The sequence below is a fragment of the Amycolatopsis sp. NPDC057786 genome, from assembly GCF_042797905.1.
GTDB lineage: Bacteria > Actinomycetota > Actinomycetes > Mycobacteriales > Pseudonocardiaceae > Amycolatopsis.
The window spans coordinates 19,292-33,921 of the sequence record NZ_JBHVKW010000066.1; the positions used below are offsets into that span (position 1 = coordinate 19,292).

The 14,630-nt window shown below is 68.3% G+C and carries 14 protein-coding genes; 8 read left to right on the top strand and 6 right to left on the bottom strand.

The genetic code is table 11. The features are described 5' to 3' along the window. Positions 1–70 precede the first annotated feature (70 nt). The gene (locus ACFVM3_RS27975) at positions 71–748 is read right to left on the bottom strand and encodes a hypothetical protein (RefSeq protein WP_378442957.1); all 678 of its coding nucleotides are present in this window, start codon (positions 746–748) and stop codon (positions 71–73) included. A gap of 168 nt (positions 749–916) precedes the next feature. Between ACFVM3_RS27975 and ACFVM3_RS27980 the strand changes: the two genes are divergently transcribed. Next, positions 917–2,518, top strand: coding sequence for a GMC oxidoreductase (locus ACFVM3_RS27980; protein WP_378442958.1), 1,602 nt, complete (start codon positions 917–919; stop codon positions 2,516–2,518). A gap of 1 nt (position 2,519) precedes the next feature. Here ACFVM3_RS27980 and ACFVM3_RS27985 read toward each other — a convergent pair whose 3' ends face one another. Further along, complete coding sequence (locus tag ACFVM3_RS27985) at positions 2,520–3,125, bottom strand: dTDP-4-dehydrorhamnose 3,5-epimerase family protein (RefSeq protein WP_378442959.1); 606 nt, start codon at positions 3,123–3,125, stop codon at positions 2,520–2,522. Positions 3,126–3,512: 387 nt separating this feature from the next. Here ACFVM3_RS27985 and ACFVM3_RS27990 point away from each other — a divergent pair, with 387 nt between their 5' ends. Then, entirely contained in the window at positions 3,513–4,688 is a 1,176-nt protein-coding gene (locus ACFVM3_RS27990) for an NADP-dependent malic enzyme (RefSeq protein WP_378442960.1), read from the top strand. A gap of 96 nt (positions 4,689–4,784) precedes the next feature. On the opposite strand, the gene ACFVM3_RS27995 is transcribed toward ACFVM3_RS27990, so the two are convergent. Both ACFVM3_RS27995 and ACFVM3_RS28000 read right to left on the bottom strand, forming a co-directional pair. After that, positions 4,785–5,528 (bottom strand): DUF4190 domain-containing protein, encoded by a 744-nt coding sequence (locus ACFVM3_RS27995; RefSeq protein WP_378442961.1) that lies wholly within the window; start codon positions 5,526–5,528, stop codon positions 4,785–4,787. Between the two features lie 43 nt (positions 5,529–5,571). Next, positions 5,572–6,975, bottom strand: a complete 1,404-nt coding sequence (locus tag ACFVM3_RS28000; RefSeq protein ID WP_378442962.1) for a bis-aminopropyl spermidine synthase family protein — start codon at positions 6,973–6,975, stop codon at positions 5,572–5,574. 91 nt (positions 6,976–7,066) lie between these two features. Here ACFVM3_RS28000 and ACFVM3_RS28005 point away from each other — a divergent pair, with 91 nt between their 5' ends. The 4 genes from ACFVM3_RS28005 to ACFVM3_RS28020 are packed head-to-tail and all read left to right on the top strand — an operon-like array spanning position 7,067 to position 10,420. Beyond that, positions 7,067–8,155 carry an ABC transporter ATP-binding protein gene (locus ACFVM3_RS28005; protein ID WP_378442963.1) on the top strand — a complete coding sequence of 363 codons (1,089 nt, stop codon included), beginning with the start codon at positions 7,067–7,069 and terminating at the stop codon, positions 8,153–8,155. Continuing rightward, entirely contained in the window at positions 8,155–8,838 is a 684-nt protein-coding gene (locus ACFVM3_RS28010) for an ABC transporter permease (RefSeq protein ID WP_378442964.1), read from the top strand. Before ACFVM3_RS28005 ends, ACFVM3_RS28010 begins: the two co-directional genes overlap by 1 nt. Further along, on the top strand, positions 8,835–9,524 hold the full coding sequence (locus tag ACFVM3_RS28015; RefSeq protein WP_378442965.1) for an ABC transporter permease: 690 nt from the start codon (positions 8,835–8,837) through the stop codon (positions 9,522–9,524). Before ACFVM3_RS28010 ends, ACFVM3_RS28015 begins: the two co-directional genes overlap by 4 nt. 8 nt (positions 9,525–9,532) lie before the next feature. Further along, positions 9,533–10,420: an ABC transporter substrate-binding protein gene (locus tag ACFVM3_RS28020; RefSeq protein ID WP_378442981.1), complete on the top strand. Its 888-nt coding sequence runs from the start codon at positions 9,533–9,535 to the stop codon at positions 10,418–10,420. 77 nt (positions 10,421–10,497) lie between these two features. Here ACFVM3_RS28020 and ACFVM3_RS28025 read toward each other — a convergent pair whose 3' ends face one another. After that, complete coding sequence (locus ACFVM3_RS28025; RefSeq protein ID WP_378442966.1) at positions 10,498–11,013, bottom strand: GNAT family N-acetyltransferase; 516 nt, start codon at positions 11,011–11,013, stop codon at positions 10,498–10,500. Positions 11,014–11,406: 393 nt separating this feature from the next. Here ACFVM3_RS28025 and ACFVM3_RS28030 point away from each other — a divergent pair, with 393 nt between their 5' ends. Continuing rightward, positions 11,407–12,972, top strand: coding sequence for a S8 family serine peptidase (locus tag ACFVM3_RS28030; protein WP_378442967.1), 1,566 nt, complete (start codon positions 11,407–11,409; stop codon positions 12,970–12,972). Positions 12,973–13,104: 132 nt separating this feature from the next. After that, positions 13,105–13,824: a hypothetical protein gene (locus ACFVM3_RS28035; RefSeq protein WP_378442968.1), complete on the top strand. Its 720-nt coding sequence runs from the start codon at positions 13,105–13,107 to the stop codon at positions 13,822–13,824. Here the strand turns inward: ACFVM3_RS28035 and ACFVM3_RS28040 are convergent. Further along, positions 13,821–14,609 (bottom strand): SMP-30/gluconolactonase/LRE family protein, encoded by a 789-nt coding sequence (locus ACFVM3_RS28040; RefSeq protein ID WP_378442969.1) that lies wholly within the window; start codon positions 14,607–14,609, stop codon positions 13,821–13,823. The genes ACFVM3_RS28035 and ACFVM3_RS28040 overlap by 4 nt on opposite strands. Positions 14,610–14,630 lie beyond the last annotated feature (21 nt).

Sequence of the window (14,630 nt, forward strand, 5' to 3'; positions counted from 1 at the left end):
CCATCCAGTCACGCGTGTCGTCCGTCCGCGCACCGGCGGTGGGCACCCAAGGCGCGGTTCTCTCGCGCGTTCAGAGGGGTTTGAACTGCACGTAGGTCACCTGCTTGAAGGTGTTCCGCCCGCTCGGGGAGGGCAGTCCGAGCAGCTGGTCCGCCGCCGGCGCCAGCGGGCCGCAACCGGTCGTGGCGGGCAGGGCGAGCTGCGAGTCGACGACGCCGAACTTCACCGTCGTCGGGTTCTGAGAGATCACCTCGAAGGGCACCGCGGGATCGTCCTTGACCACCGAGTGCAGCGGCGCGGCCAGGGTGCCGACCGTGCATTCCTTGGGCAGTAAGGGATGCCGCAGGGCCGCGTAGAGATCCAGTTCGCCGCGGCGCTCGTCGTTCGACTGGAAGTCCGAATAGCCACCGTACTTCAGCTGCAGGCTCGCTCCGAAAGTGCCGCGGATCCTGGCGGGAGCGTGCCGTAGGTCGCCGAACACCTGCGCGTACTTCCCGGCCACTTTGCCTTCGGAGAACGTCAGCCGCATCTCCCCGAGCGGGATCTCCCGGTCGCCGATGGTCAGGACCCCTTGGGAGACAAAGGCTTCGCAGCGCCAAGTGCCAGGGTCGGCGTTGGCGGGCGGGGTGGGGCAGGCGGAGAAGTCGAAGTCGGGCAGCGGCGGCGGTGCCGCGGAGGCGTGGCCGGGGAAGGCCAAGAAGGCGGCTGCGGTCAGTGCCGCCGCGGTCGCGGCGAGAAGGCGTCTCATGACCCGAAAGCGTGGTCTGTCCGGGTTTGGATCACATCAGGGAAGCCACCCAGGGGGCCCCTGGAATCGCCACGTTCGAGTGAAAATAAACGGTGTTTACCCAGTTGACGCGAATCCGCTTCGGATTCGCCCTTGAAGGCGGCTCGAACAGCGGGCGATCATCGGCCCATGTCCCCACTGTCGCGCCGCGGTTTCCTCGGGTTCACCGCGCTCAATTCGGCCGCCGCTCTCGGGCTCACCACGATTTCCACCGCGCAGGCGGAGGAATCGGGCTTCTCGGCGGCCGTGGTCGTCGGCACCGGGTACGGCGCCGCGGTGACCGCGCTCCGGCTCGGCGAAGCCGGGATTCCCACGGTCATGCTCGAAATGGGCAGGCTGTGGGCCGACCCCGGTCCCGACGGCAAGGTCTTCTGCGACATGCTCCGGCCGGACCGGCGGGCCGCGTGGTTCAAGAGCCGCACGCAGGCCCCGCTCGCGTCGTTCCTCTGGATGGACCTGGCGAACCGGGACATCAAGCGGTACCCCGGTGTGCTCGACAGGGTGGACCACGGCGACATGTCCGTCTACGTCGGACGTGGCGTCGGCGGCGGTTCGCTGGTCAACGGCGCGATGGCCGTGACGCCGAAGCGGTCGTACTTCGAGGAGATCCTGCCCGGCGTCGACGCGGACGAGATGTACGGGAAGTACTTTCCCCTGGCCAACCGGGCCCTCGGCGTGAACCATATCGACCCGCACTGGTTCGAAACCTGCCGTTCCTACCGCTACGCGAGAGTTTCCCGGAAGGCCGCGACGCGGGCAGGCCTCAAGACGGTGTTCGTGCCCAGCGTCTACGACTTCGAGTACATGAAGCGGGAAGAAGCGGGCACGGTGCCGAGGTCGGCCCTCGCGTCAGAGGTCATCTACGGCAACAACCACGGCAAACGTTCCCTCGACAAGACCTATCTCGCGGCCGCGCTGGGCACCGGGAACGTGACCATCAAGACGCTGCACCAGGTCCGCGGGATCACCCGGCAGAGCGACGGCACGTACGTCCTCACCGTGCACGAAACCGCCGAGGACGGCACGGTCGTCGCGAGGAAACAACTCGGCGCGAAGTACCTGTTCCTCGGCGCCGGCAGCCTCGGTTCGACGGAACTGCTCGTGCGGGCACGGGAGACCGGGACGCTGCCCGGGCTGAACGACGAGGTCGGCCGCGGCTGGGGAACCAACGGCAACGTGATGCTCGGCCGCGCCAACCACGCGTGGGATCTCGGCGGATCGCTGCAGTCGGGGATGCCCGCGCTCGGCATCGACGCGTGGGACGACCCGGTGAACCCGGTCTTCGCCGAGGTCGCGCCGGTGCCCGCCGGGGTCGAGACCTGGCTGAGTCTCTACCTGGCGATCACGAAGAACCCCGAACGCGGCCACTTCACCTACGACGCCGCCACCGACTCCGTGCGGCTGCGCTGGAACGCCGCGCAGGGGAAGCCGTCGATCGACGCGGCGAAGTCGTTGTTCGACAAGGTCAACCGGGCGAATCGCACGATCTACCGCAGTGACCTGTTCGGGGATACCCGGTCGTTCGAGAACCGGTTCACCTATCACCCGCTGGGCGGACTGGTGCTGGGCGAGGCCACCGACCTGTACGGCCGGGTGAAGGGCTACCGGAATCTCTACGTCACCGACGGTTCGCTGATCCCGGGCAGTACCGGCGTGAATCCCTTCGTGACGATCACCGCGCTGGCGGAACGGAACGTGGAACGGGTGCTGAGCGAGGACGTGGCGCGCTAGCTCAGTTTTCGGCCCGCAGCTTTTCGTAGTAGGCCACGCAATCTTCGTACCGAGGAAGCACTCCCTGCTCCAAGGCCTCTTTCAGATAGGGCGCGGTGGTGTCCTTTTCGGACACCACGGGTTCGATCTCCCTGGGCCAGGGCAGCGCGAGATCGGCGTCCATCGGGTTGACGCCGTGCTCGCCCACCGGGTTGTACGGCTCGGAGCAGAAGTACGTCATGACCGTGTCTTCTTCGAGCGCCATGAAGGCGTGGCCGAGGCCTTCGGGGATGTAGACCGCTTTGTAGTCGGTGCTGTCCAGCAGCACGGAGGCCGATTCGCCGAAAGTGGGCGAGCCGACGCGGAGGTCCACGATGATGTCGAGCAGCGCGCCTCGCGGGCAGTACACGTATTTCGCCTGCCCTGGCGGGGTGTCCGCGAAGTGCACGCCGCGGATCGCGCCGCGCCGGGAGACGCTGGTGTTGGCCTGGCCAAGGCGAAAGCGGTGCCCGACCGCGTCGGCGAACGCCTGTTCCTGGTACGGCGCCACGAACAGGCCGCGGTGATCGGGGAAAACCCGCGGGGTGAACTCGAAACAGTCGGGGATGCTGAGGCGCCTGGCTTGCATGGCCTCAATGCTAACCAGGGCTCAAGCCGCCTTCCCAAACCGGATGGACGTCTTGCGAAACCTCTCTTGAGCTGCGGAAAGCCCGGCCGGTTTGTGACGTCAACCGCACCAGAGGGGCACACTGGTCCGCACGCCTGTCACAATGATCGGACCGCTGCGTCCGCGGCCGTCGCCACACCCACGGCACCGATGGCCGATTGGACGCTTCGCCGACAGGCCGGCGCTACCGCGCTGGGCTGCCGTGTCGGAGGACGAGTTACCCCAGGTGGCCGGGCCATGCCCAGTTTTGGCCTGCTCACCGGCCAGTTCCCCCGCTCGCAGTCCCAGGAGAATCCCATGACCTTCGCTCGAATCGAGACTTCGCCGTCCTTAGACACGGCGGAAGCAATGACGGGAACCACGATGACCACGCCAGTGACGGACACCGAGATCTTCGAGGGCCACGAGGGCGGCAAGCTCTCCGTGGCCGCGACGCGCCCGATCTCCTCGCCCCGTGACCTTTCGGTCGCGTACACGCCTGGCGTGGCGAAGGTGAGCCGTGCGATCGCCGAGGATGCGGCCAAGGCGAAGCGGTACACGTGGGCGGACCGGCTGGTCGTGGTGGTCAGTGACGGTACGGCGGTGCTCGGCCTCGGTGACATCGGCGCGAGCGCCTCGCTGCCGGTCATGGAGGGCAAGTCGGTCCTGTTCAAGACCTTCGGCGGGCTCGACTCGATCCCGCTGGTCCTCGACACCACCGACGTCGACGAGATCATCGAGACCCTGGTCCGGTTGCGCCCGTCGTTCGGCGCGGTGAACCTGGAGGACATCTCGGCGCCGCGCTGCTTCGAGCTGGAGGACCGGCTCAAGGAGGCCCTCGACTGCCCGGTCATGCACGACGACCAGCACGGCACGGCGATCGTCACGCTGGCCGCGCTGCGCGGGGCGAACCAGGTCCTCGGCAAGGACATCTCCGGCCAGCGCGTGGTCGTCTCGGGAGCGGGCGCGGCGGGTGTGGCCTGCGCCAGGATCCTGCAGAACGCCGGCGTCGCGGACGTCACCGTGCTCGACTCGCGCGGCATCATCCACGAGGGGCGCGAGGGCCTGAACCCGATCAAGCGGAAGCTCGCCGAGACCACGAACACGGCCGGTCTGCGCGGCGGCCTCGGCGAGGCGCTGAAGGGCGCCGACGTCTTCCTCGGCCTGTCCGGGGCGACCATCGACGAGACCCTGCTGGCCGGGATGGCCGACGACGCGATCGTGTTCGCGCTGTCCAACCCCGACCCGGAGGTTCACCCGGTCGCGGCGTCGCGGTACGCCAAGATCGTGGCGACCGGGCGCAGCGACTTCCCGAACCAGATCAACAACGTGCTGGCGTTCCCCGGCGTCTTCCGCGGCGCGCTGGACTCCGGTGCGCGGGCGATCACGGAGAACATGAAGCTGGCCGCGGCCGAAGCGATCTTCGCCGTCGCGCAGGACGACCTCGGCCCGGACCGGATCGTCCCGAGCCCGCTGGACCCGCGTGTCGCGCCCGAGGTGGCCGCGGCCGTCGCGAAGGCCGCGGAGGCCGACGGCGTGGTGTGACGGTCCCTTTCACGCTCGCTCAAGCGCTATGAAAGGTCCTTTCCTTGCAAATTTCGCAAGGAAAGGACCTTTCATAGCGTGTGGGGGTCGCGCACGTCAGCCGGTGGGGATGGACAGATCGGCGCCGGGGACGAGGACGGAACCGGTCAGCTGCGAGTCGGGCGAGTAGATCGTGCAGAAGACGGTGCGCACGCCGTTTTCCCAGCTCTCGCGTCCGGGCCCCATGTAGCTCAGCTCGGCGTGGACGCCGGACGCCTCGAGCCGCGGACGGTCCACGTTCTTTTCCATGATCCGGCGGCACTCGCCCACGGCCTCCGCTCGCAGCTTTTCGGCACCGGGCCAGGAGGTGTCCGCCGGAGTGAAGGCCCCGATCGCTTCGGCGGCGTGCGCGCTCCCGCACGAGGTGAGTTCGACGGTGGCGAACGTACCCTTGACAGTGGGTTGTTCGAAGCATTCGCCCGGCTTCAAGGTGCAGGCGTCGGCGTGTCCGGCCGGCGGGGTCGCGCAACTCGCGCCCGTCGGGCTCGCGGTGTAGCGGTCCGGGTTCCCCATGGTGTTCCCGATCAGGGCGACCCAGCCGATGGTCCAGAACGCGGCGGCCGCGAGGCCGCCGATCGCCAGGCCCCGGCCCTGCTGTTTCCCAGGACCGGTCTGACCGAGCGCCATGATGCCCAGGATGAACGCGGGGAGCAGCGGCAGCACCAGGCAACCGGCCAGGCCCAGTACGAGCGTGGCGATCGCGAGGCCGCTGGTCTTGGGGTGTTGAGGCGGAGGCCCCGGCGGGTAGGCGTACCCGTACGGCTGCGCTATCGGTGTTCCGGGGCCTTGGGGTTCGTACATGCGACTGAACCTAGGAAGGCCGCATGAAGTTCCGATGACACGCTCAGCCGAGTAGTTCCGCCAGCCGGTGTCGCGGCAGGTCGATCAGCCGCGCGTCCGTCAGGTCCGGAGGCACGTCCAGCGAGACGTTCGCGAGCCGCGCGTGCGCCCTGGTCAGCAGTTCTTCCTGGTGGTCGACGGCGTCCGCGACGACGATGGCGTGCCGGTTGTCCGGGGTGCTCCGCAACAGCCGCAGCTTGTACTTCGCGCCGATCAGCCGGTTCAGCGCGGCCTGCGCCTCGGCGTTCGTCAGGTCGGGATGCGAGTTCGGGACCAGCAGGGCCAGCCGTCGCGCGTTGGTGCCCAGCAGGGTCCTCAGCAGCCACGGCCCGGGGTCGGCCGAAAGGTCCATCGCGACCGCGTCACCCTCCGGGCCGGAGCCGGACCAGTCGACCGGACGCGACTCGAGCGCCAGCCCGCCTTCGGTGGCGATCTCGTGGAGCTTGTCCAGCAGTGACGGCTTGGCCGCGCCGGCGGATTCCACCGACTGCGGGCCGTGCGTGTAGATCGCGGCCTTCCCCTTGCCGCCGCGGTTCTTCTTCGACTTCGCGGTCGGCTGGCAGACGTAGAGGTCCGCCGCGCTCCCGATCGCCTGCGCGCCGAAGTACCGGTTGAAGTCCGGCAGGATCGCCTCGAAGGTCAGCCCGAGCGTCGCGAGCGCCCGCTGCACCTGCGCGCCCAGCGCGGGATGGCGCGGGCTGTAACCGTAGGCGAGCAGCAGTCGCCCGTCCGAGGGTTCGGAGAGCGCCTGCACCCCGCGCGCCGCGAACAAGCCCATTCCTTCGGGGGTGTAAGGCGGATCACTGAACACGAGATCCATTCGTCCGGTCACCGAGGGTGGGAGGCCGACGCGCAGATCCGTGTGCAGGGTGCGGATGGACCGTTCGCTGAGTTCGTCGATGTAGGCGAGAACACGATCGTCGAGGTCGACGACGGTGAGGTCCGCGTCGGGCCGCAACGCGCGCACGGCCAGTGAAGTGAGGTCGTGGTCGCCGAGGAACAGCAGCTTCGCCGTACCGAGGTCGTAGCGCTCGTCCAGCCACAGCGCCCGGTTCAGGACCGTTTCCGGCGTCGCCTGCACGTGGTCCAGCGCGGCCAGCGGCGCGGGCACGTTCTCGACGTAGCTGGTGATGATCTTCAGCAGGTCGGGGTCGGATTTCCGGTCCCGTGCCTCGAAGCGCGCGTACTTCTCGCGGGCGGCGGGGACCAGCCGGAAGCGGGACTCGTTCCGCTCGAGGTCGTCGCCCAGCGCGTTCAGGACGTCTTCGACACTCCGGCGTGGCGCGGTGCTGATCCGGACCAGTTCGCCGAGGTCACGCCAATCCGTCCGGAGCAGGGAAATCACCTGATGGAGCGGTCGCACGTGGACACCGTGCGCCGCGAGGACGTCTTCGACGGAAGGACTCACGGGCAGCAGCCTAGTAACCCGGTCCCTGGGACACCGTGCCAACAGGCAGGATCTGGGCTACGGTTTTTCGACCAGACATGGGGAGAGACACGTGACTATCGAGTTCCGTGGCGTGACCAAGCGGTATCCGGACGGGACGGTCGCGGTCGACGACCTGGACCTCACCGTGGAGGACGGCACCATCACCGTCTTCGTCGGGCCGTCCGGCTGCGGCAAGACCACGTCGCTGCGGATGATCAACCGGATGGTCGAGCCGACTTCGGGCACGGTGCTGCTCGACGGCAAGGACGTCAGCGACGGCGACCCGGCGTTGCTGCGGCGCGGCATCGGTTACGTCATCCAGCACGCCGGCCTCTTTCCACACAGGACGGTGCTGGACAACGTCGCCACCGTGCCGCTGCTGTCCGGCTGGGACAAGGGCAAGGCACGCAAGCGCGCGGCCGAGCTGCTCGAAACCGTCGGCCTGCCCGCGGAACTCGGCAAGCGGTACCCCGCCCAGCTTTCCGGCGGCCAGCAGCAGCGCGTCGGCGTCGCCAGGGCGCTCGCGGCGGATTCGCCGGTACTGCTGATGGACGAGCCGTTCTCCGCCGTCGACCCGATCGTCCGCGAGGAACTGCAGGACGAGTTGCTGCGCCTTCAGTCGCAGCTGGGGAAGACGATCGTGTTCGTCACCCACGACATCGACGAGGCCGTGCGGCTCGGCGACAAGATCGCGGTGCTCCGCGTCGGCGGGGTGCTCGCGCAGTACGGCACGCCCTCGGACGTGTTGCGTCATCCCGTCGACGACTTCGTCGCGTCCTTCGTGGGCAAGGATCGCGGCTATCGCGGGCTTTCCTTCCTTTCGGCGGACGGGATCGTCGTCGAAGAGGTCAAGCGGGTCGAGGTCGGCAAACCCGCCCCGGGGCCGTCCGACGACTGGCAGGTCGCGGTCAACGCGGAGGGGCAGCCGCGCGGCTGGCTGCGCCCTGGGTCCACTGTGGACGGTGAGCTCGCGGAGACCGATCTCGTCGCGGGCGGATCCCTGTACGTCCAGGGTTCGCCGATCCGCGGCGCGCTCGACGCGGCGCTTTCGTCGCCCGCGAGTCTCGGTGTCGTGGTCGACGCCGATCAGAAGGTCCTCGGCGTGGTCAGAGCCAAGCAAGTCCTCGAAGTGATCGAAGCGCCGTCGCTGAGTTCCTGATGGGGGACTTCTTCGCGGAGCTCGGCCGCTACCTGGGCAGCGCCAACAACAGGTCGCAGTTCTTCGGCGACCTGCTCGACCACATCTATCTCTCCCTGGTCCCGCTGGCCCTGGGCCTGGTGATCGCGGTACTGGCGGGCTGGCTCGGCCACCGGTTCGCGGCGGCGCGTTCCGCGCTGCTGGTGGTGTCGAACCTGCTGTACACGATCCCGTCGCTCGCCCTGTTCGTGGTGATCCCTGGCATCATCGGATCGAAGATCCTCGACAGCGTCAACGTCATCGTCGCGCTCACCCTCTACACCGCCGCCCTGCTCGTGCGCCCGGTGCTGGACGCGCTCGACGCCGTCCCGCCGCACGTCGTCGCCGCGGCCACGGCGATCGGCTACAAACCCGCGCGCCGCTTCCTCGCCGTCGAGCTGCCGCTTTCGGTGCCGGTGCTCGCGGCGGGCGTCCGGGTGGCCTCGGTCAGCAACATCAGCCTGGTCAGTGTCGGCGCGCTGATCGGCACCGGCGGGCTCGGCGTGCTGTTCACCGACGGCTTCCAGCGCGAGTACTTCTCGCCGATCGTCGTCGGGATCGTCGCGACCCTGCTGCTCGCGCTGATCGTGGATCTGGTGTTGGTCCAGCTGCGCAATGTCCTCACACCCTGGGACCGGGTGGCGACCACGGCGGGGGCGAAATGATCGGCGACGTCCTGAACTGGTTCGGCGACCCGGCCCACTGGCAGGGCCCCGACGGCGTCCCCGCCCGGCTGCTGCAGCATCTCGGCTACACGGCGCTGGCACTGGTCTTCGCGCTGCTCATCGCGATTCCTCTAGGGCTCTACGTCGGGCACACGGGTCGGGGCGCGGTGCTGCTGGTGAGCGGCGGCAACGCGATCCGCGCGTTGCCGACGCTGGGGCTGGTGACGTTCCTGTTCCTGCTCTTCACCGAAAGCGAGCTCTCGACGATCATCGGGCTCGTGGTGCTCGCCATCCCGCCGATCCTCGCCGGGACGTACGCGGGTCTCCAGGCGACCGACCACGGCGTGGTCGACGCGGCGCAGGGTATCGGGATGACCGGCTGGCAACGGTTGTGGAAGGTCGAGGTGCCCATTTCATTGCCGCTGGTCCTCGGCGGCGTGCGGAACTCGGTGCTGCAGCTGGTGGCGACGGCCGCCGTGGCCGCCTACGTCGGGCTCGGCGGGCTTGGCCGGTTCCTGCTCGACGGACTGGCCATTTTGGACTATCCGCAGGTGGTCGCGGGCGCGGTGCTGACGACGTTGCTCGCGGTCGTGCTCGATCTCGCGCTGGCGGGTGTCCAGCGGGTGCTGGTGCCCAAGGGAGTTCGGCTGGCGCAGGCCGCGAGCGGGAAGAAGGCGAAGGCATGAGGCGGAGGATGGCGGCGCTGTTCGCCGGGATCGCCTTGCTGGCGACCGCTTGTGGCAACCCGCTCGCCGGAGGCGCCGAGGGCGGAGCGACCGGCGACATCATCATCGGCGCGTCCGACGTCGGGGAAAGCCTTCTGCTGGCCCAGATCTACGCGGGCGCGCTGCGCAACGCGGGCGCCGAGAACGTGACCGTGCGCCCGCCCGTCGGCAGCCGCGAGGTCGTCGTCAAGGCGCTGCAGGACAAATCGCTTTCGGTGGTGCCGGACTACAGCGGGAACCTGTTGCGCTACTTCGACAAGGACACGCAGGCGACCACACCGCAGGACGTGTACGCGCAGCTGAAACAGAAGCTGCCGTCCGGGTTCGAGGTCCTCGAACAGGCGCCCGCGGAGGACAAGGATCTGCTGGTGGTGCGCAAGGAACTCGCCGATTCCGGAATACGGACCTTCTCCGATCTCGGCAAGCGGTGCGGGGAATTCGTGTTCGGCGGTCCCGGCCAGTGGAGCAGCCGCTGGAAGGAAAAGATCAAGGCGCTCTACGGCTGCGAGTTCGCCGAGATCCGCACGACCGACACCGGCGGCCCGGTCACGGTCGCCGCGCTGAAGTCGGGCGACATCCAGGTCGCGGATCTGTTCAGCACGTCGTCGACGATCGCCGCGAACGGGTTCGTCCCGCTGGTGGACGACAAGAACATGTTCCCCGCGCAGAACATCGTGCCGCTCGTCGCGAAGGGGACGTTGTCGCCGAAGGAGGCCGACGCGTTGAACCGGGTTTCGGCGGTCCTCACGACCGAGGAGCTCACCGAGTTGAACGTCCAGTTCAGCGAGGAGAAGCGCAACCCGCTCGACGTCGCCGAGGAGTTCCTGCGACGGCACAACCTCCTCGCGCCCGCCTGATCCCCCACGCGTTTCGTCCTCTGAATGCGGTGGTTGCACGCGCAAGGACCGCATTCAGAGGACTAAACGCGGAGGGCCTAGAGGCGGTCGAAGGCGGGCGAGTAGCGGAACTCGCCCTGGAGGCCGGGCGTGTACGCACGCAGGGTGCGGACCTGGAAGTGCGGCGCCCATTCCGCGACCGGCGGCGTGATCCCGTGCCGCTCGGCGAGCACGAAGCCGAAGCGGGAGTAGTAGTTCGGGTCGCCCAGCAGGACCACGGCGCCATAACCGAGCGCGTCCGCCGCGCCGAGCACGGCGTGCACGAGCGCGGAGCCGACACCGGAAGCGTGGTGCCGGGGCAGGACTCCGAGCGGGCCGAGACCGACCGTCGACTTCTCGTCGGAGCCGAGTACGGCCGGGCTGCAGCAGACGTGCCCGACGACCTCGCCGTCGCGTTCGGCCACGATGGACAGTGCGCCGATCAGGTCACCGTCCTCCCGCAGTTCGTCGACGAGTTTCGCCTCGACCACCGGGACACTGAGTTTCTCGAACGCGGCCAGATGGACGGCGTGGATCGCCTCGCGGTCGGCCGGGGTTTCCTGTCGGAGCAGCATGCGCCCGAGTGTGCTCCATCCGAAGGTAGGATGGAAATCGATTTCCGCGCGCCGAGGTCGCGACTTTAGTAGGCGGCCATCCGTGTGTACTTCCACGGCGTTGAAACGACCCGGGGGACGGGAAACGACCACCAGATGTGCGGATCCCCAATTCTTCGTGGGCCGTACGGCGGTAAAACGCGACTAACGGCGGGGGCTGAACGGTGCCCGAACTGCGCCGAGGCGACGTCCATTACTACCGGGATGTCCGTAATGCAAGGTCTTCCTTGGGGTGAATCAGCCACTTAGTCTCAGCCTGCGCTCCTAAGTGGAACGCGCTTCACCTCTGAGTCACCCCAACGATCCGGCGGGCTTCGTCATGTCCGTGGGTCGACCCTGCCTGGGAGGAATATCTTGAACAATTCCCTGGGAACCTTGAAGAGACGGCTGCCCGCCTTCGGTGTGGCCGCGGCCGTCGCCGTGCTGACGGCGCTGGGCGGTACCACCGTCGCGTCGGCGGCCGAGGGTTCGATCGTCAACGCGGGTAGCGACAAGGCGATCAAGGACAGCTACATCGTCGTGCTGAAGGACGGCTCGTCGGTCGAAGCCACCGCGAAGAGCGTGACCCAGCGCCACGGCGGCACGGTCGAGAAGACCTTCGCGTCGTCGGTCCGCGGCTTCTCCGGTGCGCTGACCGAAAAGCAGGCGAAGCGCGTCGCCGCCGACCCCGCCGTCGCGTACGTGGAGCAGAACCAGACCGTCTCGATCTCGGCGGACCAGCTGAACCCGCCGTCGTGGGGCCTGGACCGGGTCGACCAGCAGAGCCTTCCGCTCAACCAGAAGTACAGCTACAGCACCACGGCGTCGAACGTCACCGCGTACGTCGTCGACACCGGCATCCTCACCACGCACCCCGACTTCGGCGGGCGCGCGACCCACGGCCGTGACACCGTCGACAACGACAACGACGCCACGGACTGCCAGGGTCACGGCACCCACGTCGCCGGCACCATCGGCGGTACCGCGCACGGTCTGGCCAAGGGCGTCAAGCTCGTCGCCGTCCGCGTGCTGAACTGCTCCGGTTCCGGGACGACCGCCGGCGTCATCGCCGGTGTCGACTGGGTGACCGCGAACGCCGTCAAGCCCGCCGTCGCGAACATGAGCCTCGGTGGCGGCGCCTCGACGACCCTCGACCAGGCCGTCCAGCGGTCGATCGCGTCGGGTGTCACCTACGGCGTCGCGGCCGGTAACGACACCGGTGCCAACGCCTGCAACGTCTCGCCCGCCCGTACGCCGGAAGCCATCACCGTCGGCTCGACGACGAACACGGACGCGCGGTCGAGCTTCTCCAACATCGGCACCTGCCTCGACATCTTCGCGCCGGGCAGCGGCATCACGTCGACGTGGCTGAACAACGGCACCAACACCATCAGCGGTACCTCGATGGCGACCCCGCACGTCGTGGGCGCGGCGGCCCTGTACGCCTCCGCCAACCCGTCGGCGACGCCCAAGCAGGTCCGTGACGCGCTGGTCGCCAACGGCACCAAGGACAAGGTGACCAACCCCGGCACCGGTTCGCCGAACGTGCTGCTCTACACCGGTACCGACGGTGGCCCCGGCCCCGAGCCGACCCCCTGTGGCACGCAGACCAACGGCACCGACGTTTCCATCCCCGACGCCGGTGCGGCGGTGACCAGCACGATCAACGTCGCCAACTGTGCCCGCAACGCTTCGGGCACCACCAAGGTCGCGGTGGACATCGTCCACACCTACGTCGGTGATCTGGTCATCGATCTGGTGGCGCCGGACGGTACCTCGTACCGGCTGAAGGGTTCGAGCAACGACTCGTCCAACAACATCAACACCACCTACACCGTCAACGCCGCGGCCGAGGCCGCGAACGGTGCCTGGAAGCTGAAGGTCCAGGACGTTTACCGGATCGACACCGGCTACATCAACAGCTGGTCGTTGACCGTCTGATCCACACCTGGAGTACGTGAAGGCCCCCTTCCTCCTGCTGGGAAGGGGGTCTTCCCGTCTCCGGAGAGTGATTCGGCGCCCAGTTGCGGCGTTCGTCCACTAAGGACCTTGGCGAGGCTTTACCCTCTCCGCATGCAGCCCGGACCGCCCTATCAGCAGGGACCTCAGCAGCCGTATCCGCCGCAGGGATATCCGGGATATCCGCCGCCCGGATACGGCCCACCGCCCAAGAAGTCGAACACCGGGCTCATCGTCGGGCTCGTCATCGGCGCGGTGGTGCTGCTCGGCGGTGGCGGGGTCGCCGCCTTCCTGCTGCTGTCCGACGACAACGGTTCGTCGACGACCGCGGCGCCGACGTCGTCCAAGAAGACCGGCCCGCCGGACAAGTACACCGCCATGCCCGCCTGCGAGCGGATCGGAAGCAAGATCCGGAACCTGCCGCCGCTCGAAACGCCGAAGGGCGAAGAGCCGGCGAGCACGTCGAACGACGAGATCACCTACACCCGTTCGTCCTGCAGCTGGCGTGAGCCCAACGCGCCTTCGGCGACCGTCTCGATGTACCTGTCGAAGTCGAAGGAGCCGGGGTCGGGCGCCGGTGAGGCGTGGGCGAAGGCGAGTGTCGAGAACGCCGTGACCGATGGCGGCGTCCTCATCCCCACCATGGCGAAGTCGACCAAGGCCGTGCACACCAAGCTCGACTCGTCGAGCCAGTGCCAGATCAAGTTCTACCAGGGCAACGTCGAGGGCGAGATCCTCGTGACCGGCCCCGACCCGTCCGGCACGGTCAATCAGACGGTGTGCAAGGAGAACGCCTTGAAGCTGGCCAAGGCGACCTCCGAGGCGATCGGCTAGCCGATTTCGGCGACCTGGACCTGCCCGGTCGGCCCGTCGCCGAACGGGTTCTCCCAGCCGTGCCACTCGGCGGCGAGGACGTAGAGCGAACGCCCGTCCTCGCCGCCGAGCGTGCAGGAGAAGCAGCCTCGGTCGGTTTCGACCTTCTGAAGTACTTCGCCTCCTTCGCGGACGCGGACGCAGTGCTTGCCCGCTACGTCCGCGTACCAGACGGCGCCGTCGGCATCGAGGCAGATGCCGTCCGGGTGGTCGCCGCCGAGTTCGGCCCACACCCGCCTGCCGGACAGCGAACCGTCCTCGGCGATGTCGAACGCGGTGAGCCTGCTGCCGTACGACTCGGCGACGATCAGCGTCCCGCCGTCGGGCGTGACGGCCATTCCGTTGCCGAACAGGATGCCGTCGGCGACCTGGCGCACCTCACCGTCCGGGGTGACGACGGCGATGAAGCCGGGCGCCTGGAAGTCGTTCATTCCGTTGACGAAGGCGTTGCCGCGGCCGTCGACCACGACCTCGTTCCAGAGAGAGGCGACCGGGCTCAGATCCGCGTAGGTGCTCAGGTCCGCGTTGAGCAGCCGGGCGTTCGGGCCGTCGACGATGAGCAGGCGGCCGTCGGGGAGCCAGTCGAACGTGAGCGGCATCGCGGTCGGCACGTTCGCGATCAGTTCGCGCTCACCGCCGGGGGTGAGGGCGAGGATCTGGCCGCCGCCCCAGTTCGCCAGCCAGAGGCGGCCGTCGTGCCAGCGGGCGGATTCGGGGAGCTTGAGGCCGTCGAGCAGGGTCTTCATGGTGTCTCCTTCGGTCGTTTG

Coding starts and splice junctions, on each gene's coding strand:
- ACFVM3_RS27995 (WP_378442961.1), bottom strand. CDS start 5,528: ATGTACGAACCCCAAGGCCCCGGAACACCGATAGCGCAGCCGTACGGG.
- ACFVM3_RS28040 (WP_378442969.1), bottom strand. CDS start 14,609: ATGAAGACCCTGCTCGACGGCCTCAAGCTCCCCGAATCCGCCCGCTGG.
- ACFVM3_RS28010 (WP_378442964.1), top strand. CDS start 8,155: ATGGGGGACTTCTTCGCGGAGCTCGGCCGCTACCTGGGCAGCGCCAAC.
- ACFVM3_RS27975 (WP_378442957.1), bottom strand. CDS start 748: ATGAGACGCCTTCTCGCCGCGACCGCGGCGGCACTGACCGCAGCCGCC.
- ACFVM3_RS28020 (WP_378442981.1), top strand. CDS start 9,533: ATGGCGGCGCTGTTCGCCGGGATCGCCTTGCTGGCGACCGCTTGTGGC.
- ACFVM3_RS28015 (WP_378442965.1), top strand. CDS start 8,835: ATGATCGGCGACGTCCTGAACTGGTTCGGCGACCCGGCCCACTGGCAG.
- ACFVM3_RS27980 (WP_378442958.1), top strand. CDS start 917: ATGTCCCCACTGTCGCGCCGCGGTTTCCTCGGGTTCACCGCGCTCAAT.
- ACFVM3_RS28035 (WP_378442968.1), top strand. CDS start 13,105: ATGCAGCCCGGACCGCCCTATCAGCAGGGACCTCAGCAGCCGTATCCG.
- ACFVM3_RS27990 (WP_378442960.1), top strand. CDS start 3,513: ATGACGGGAACCACGATGACCACGCCAGTGACGGACACCGAGATCTTC.
- ACFVM3_RS28025 (WP_378442966.1), bottom strand. CDS start 11,013: ATGCTGCTCCGACAGGAAACCCCGGCCGACCGCGAGGCGATCCACGCC.
- ACFVM3_RS27985 (WP_378442959.1), bottom strand. CDS start 3,125: ATGCAAGCCAGGCGCCTCAGCATCCCCGACTGTTTCGAGTTCACCCCG.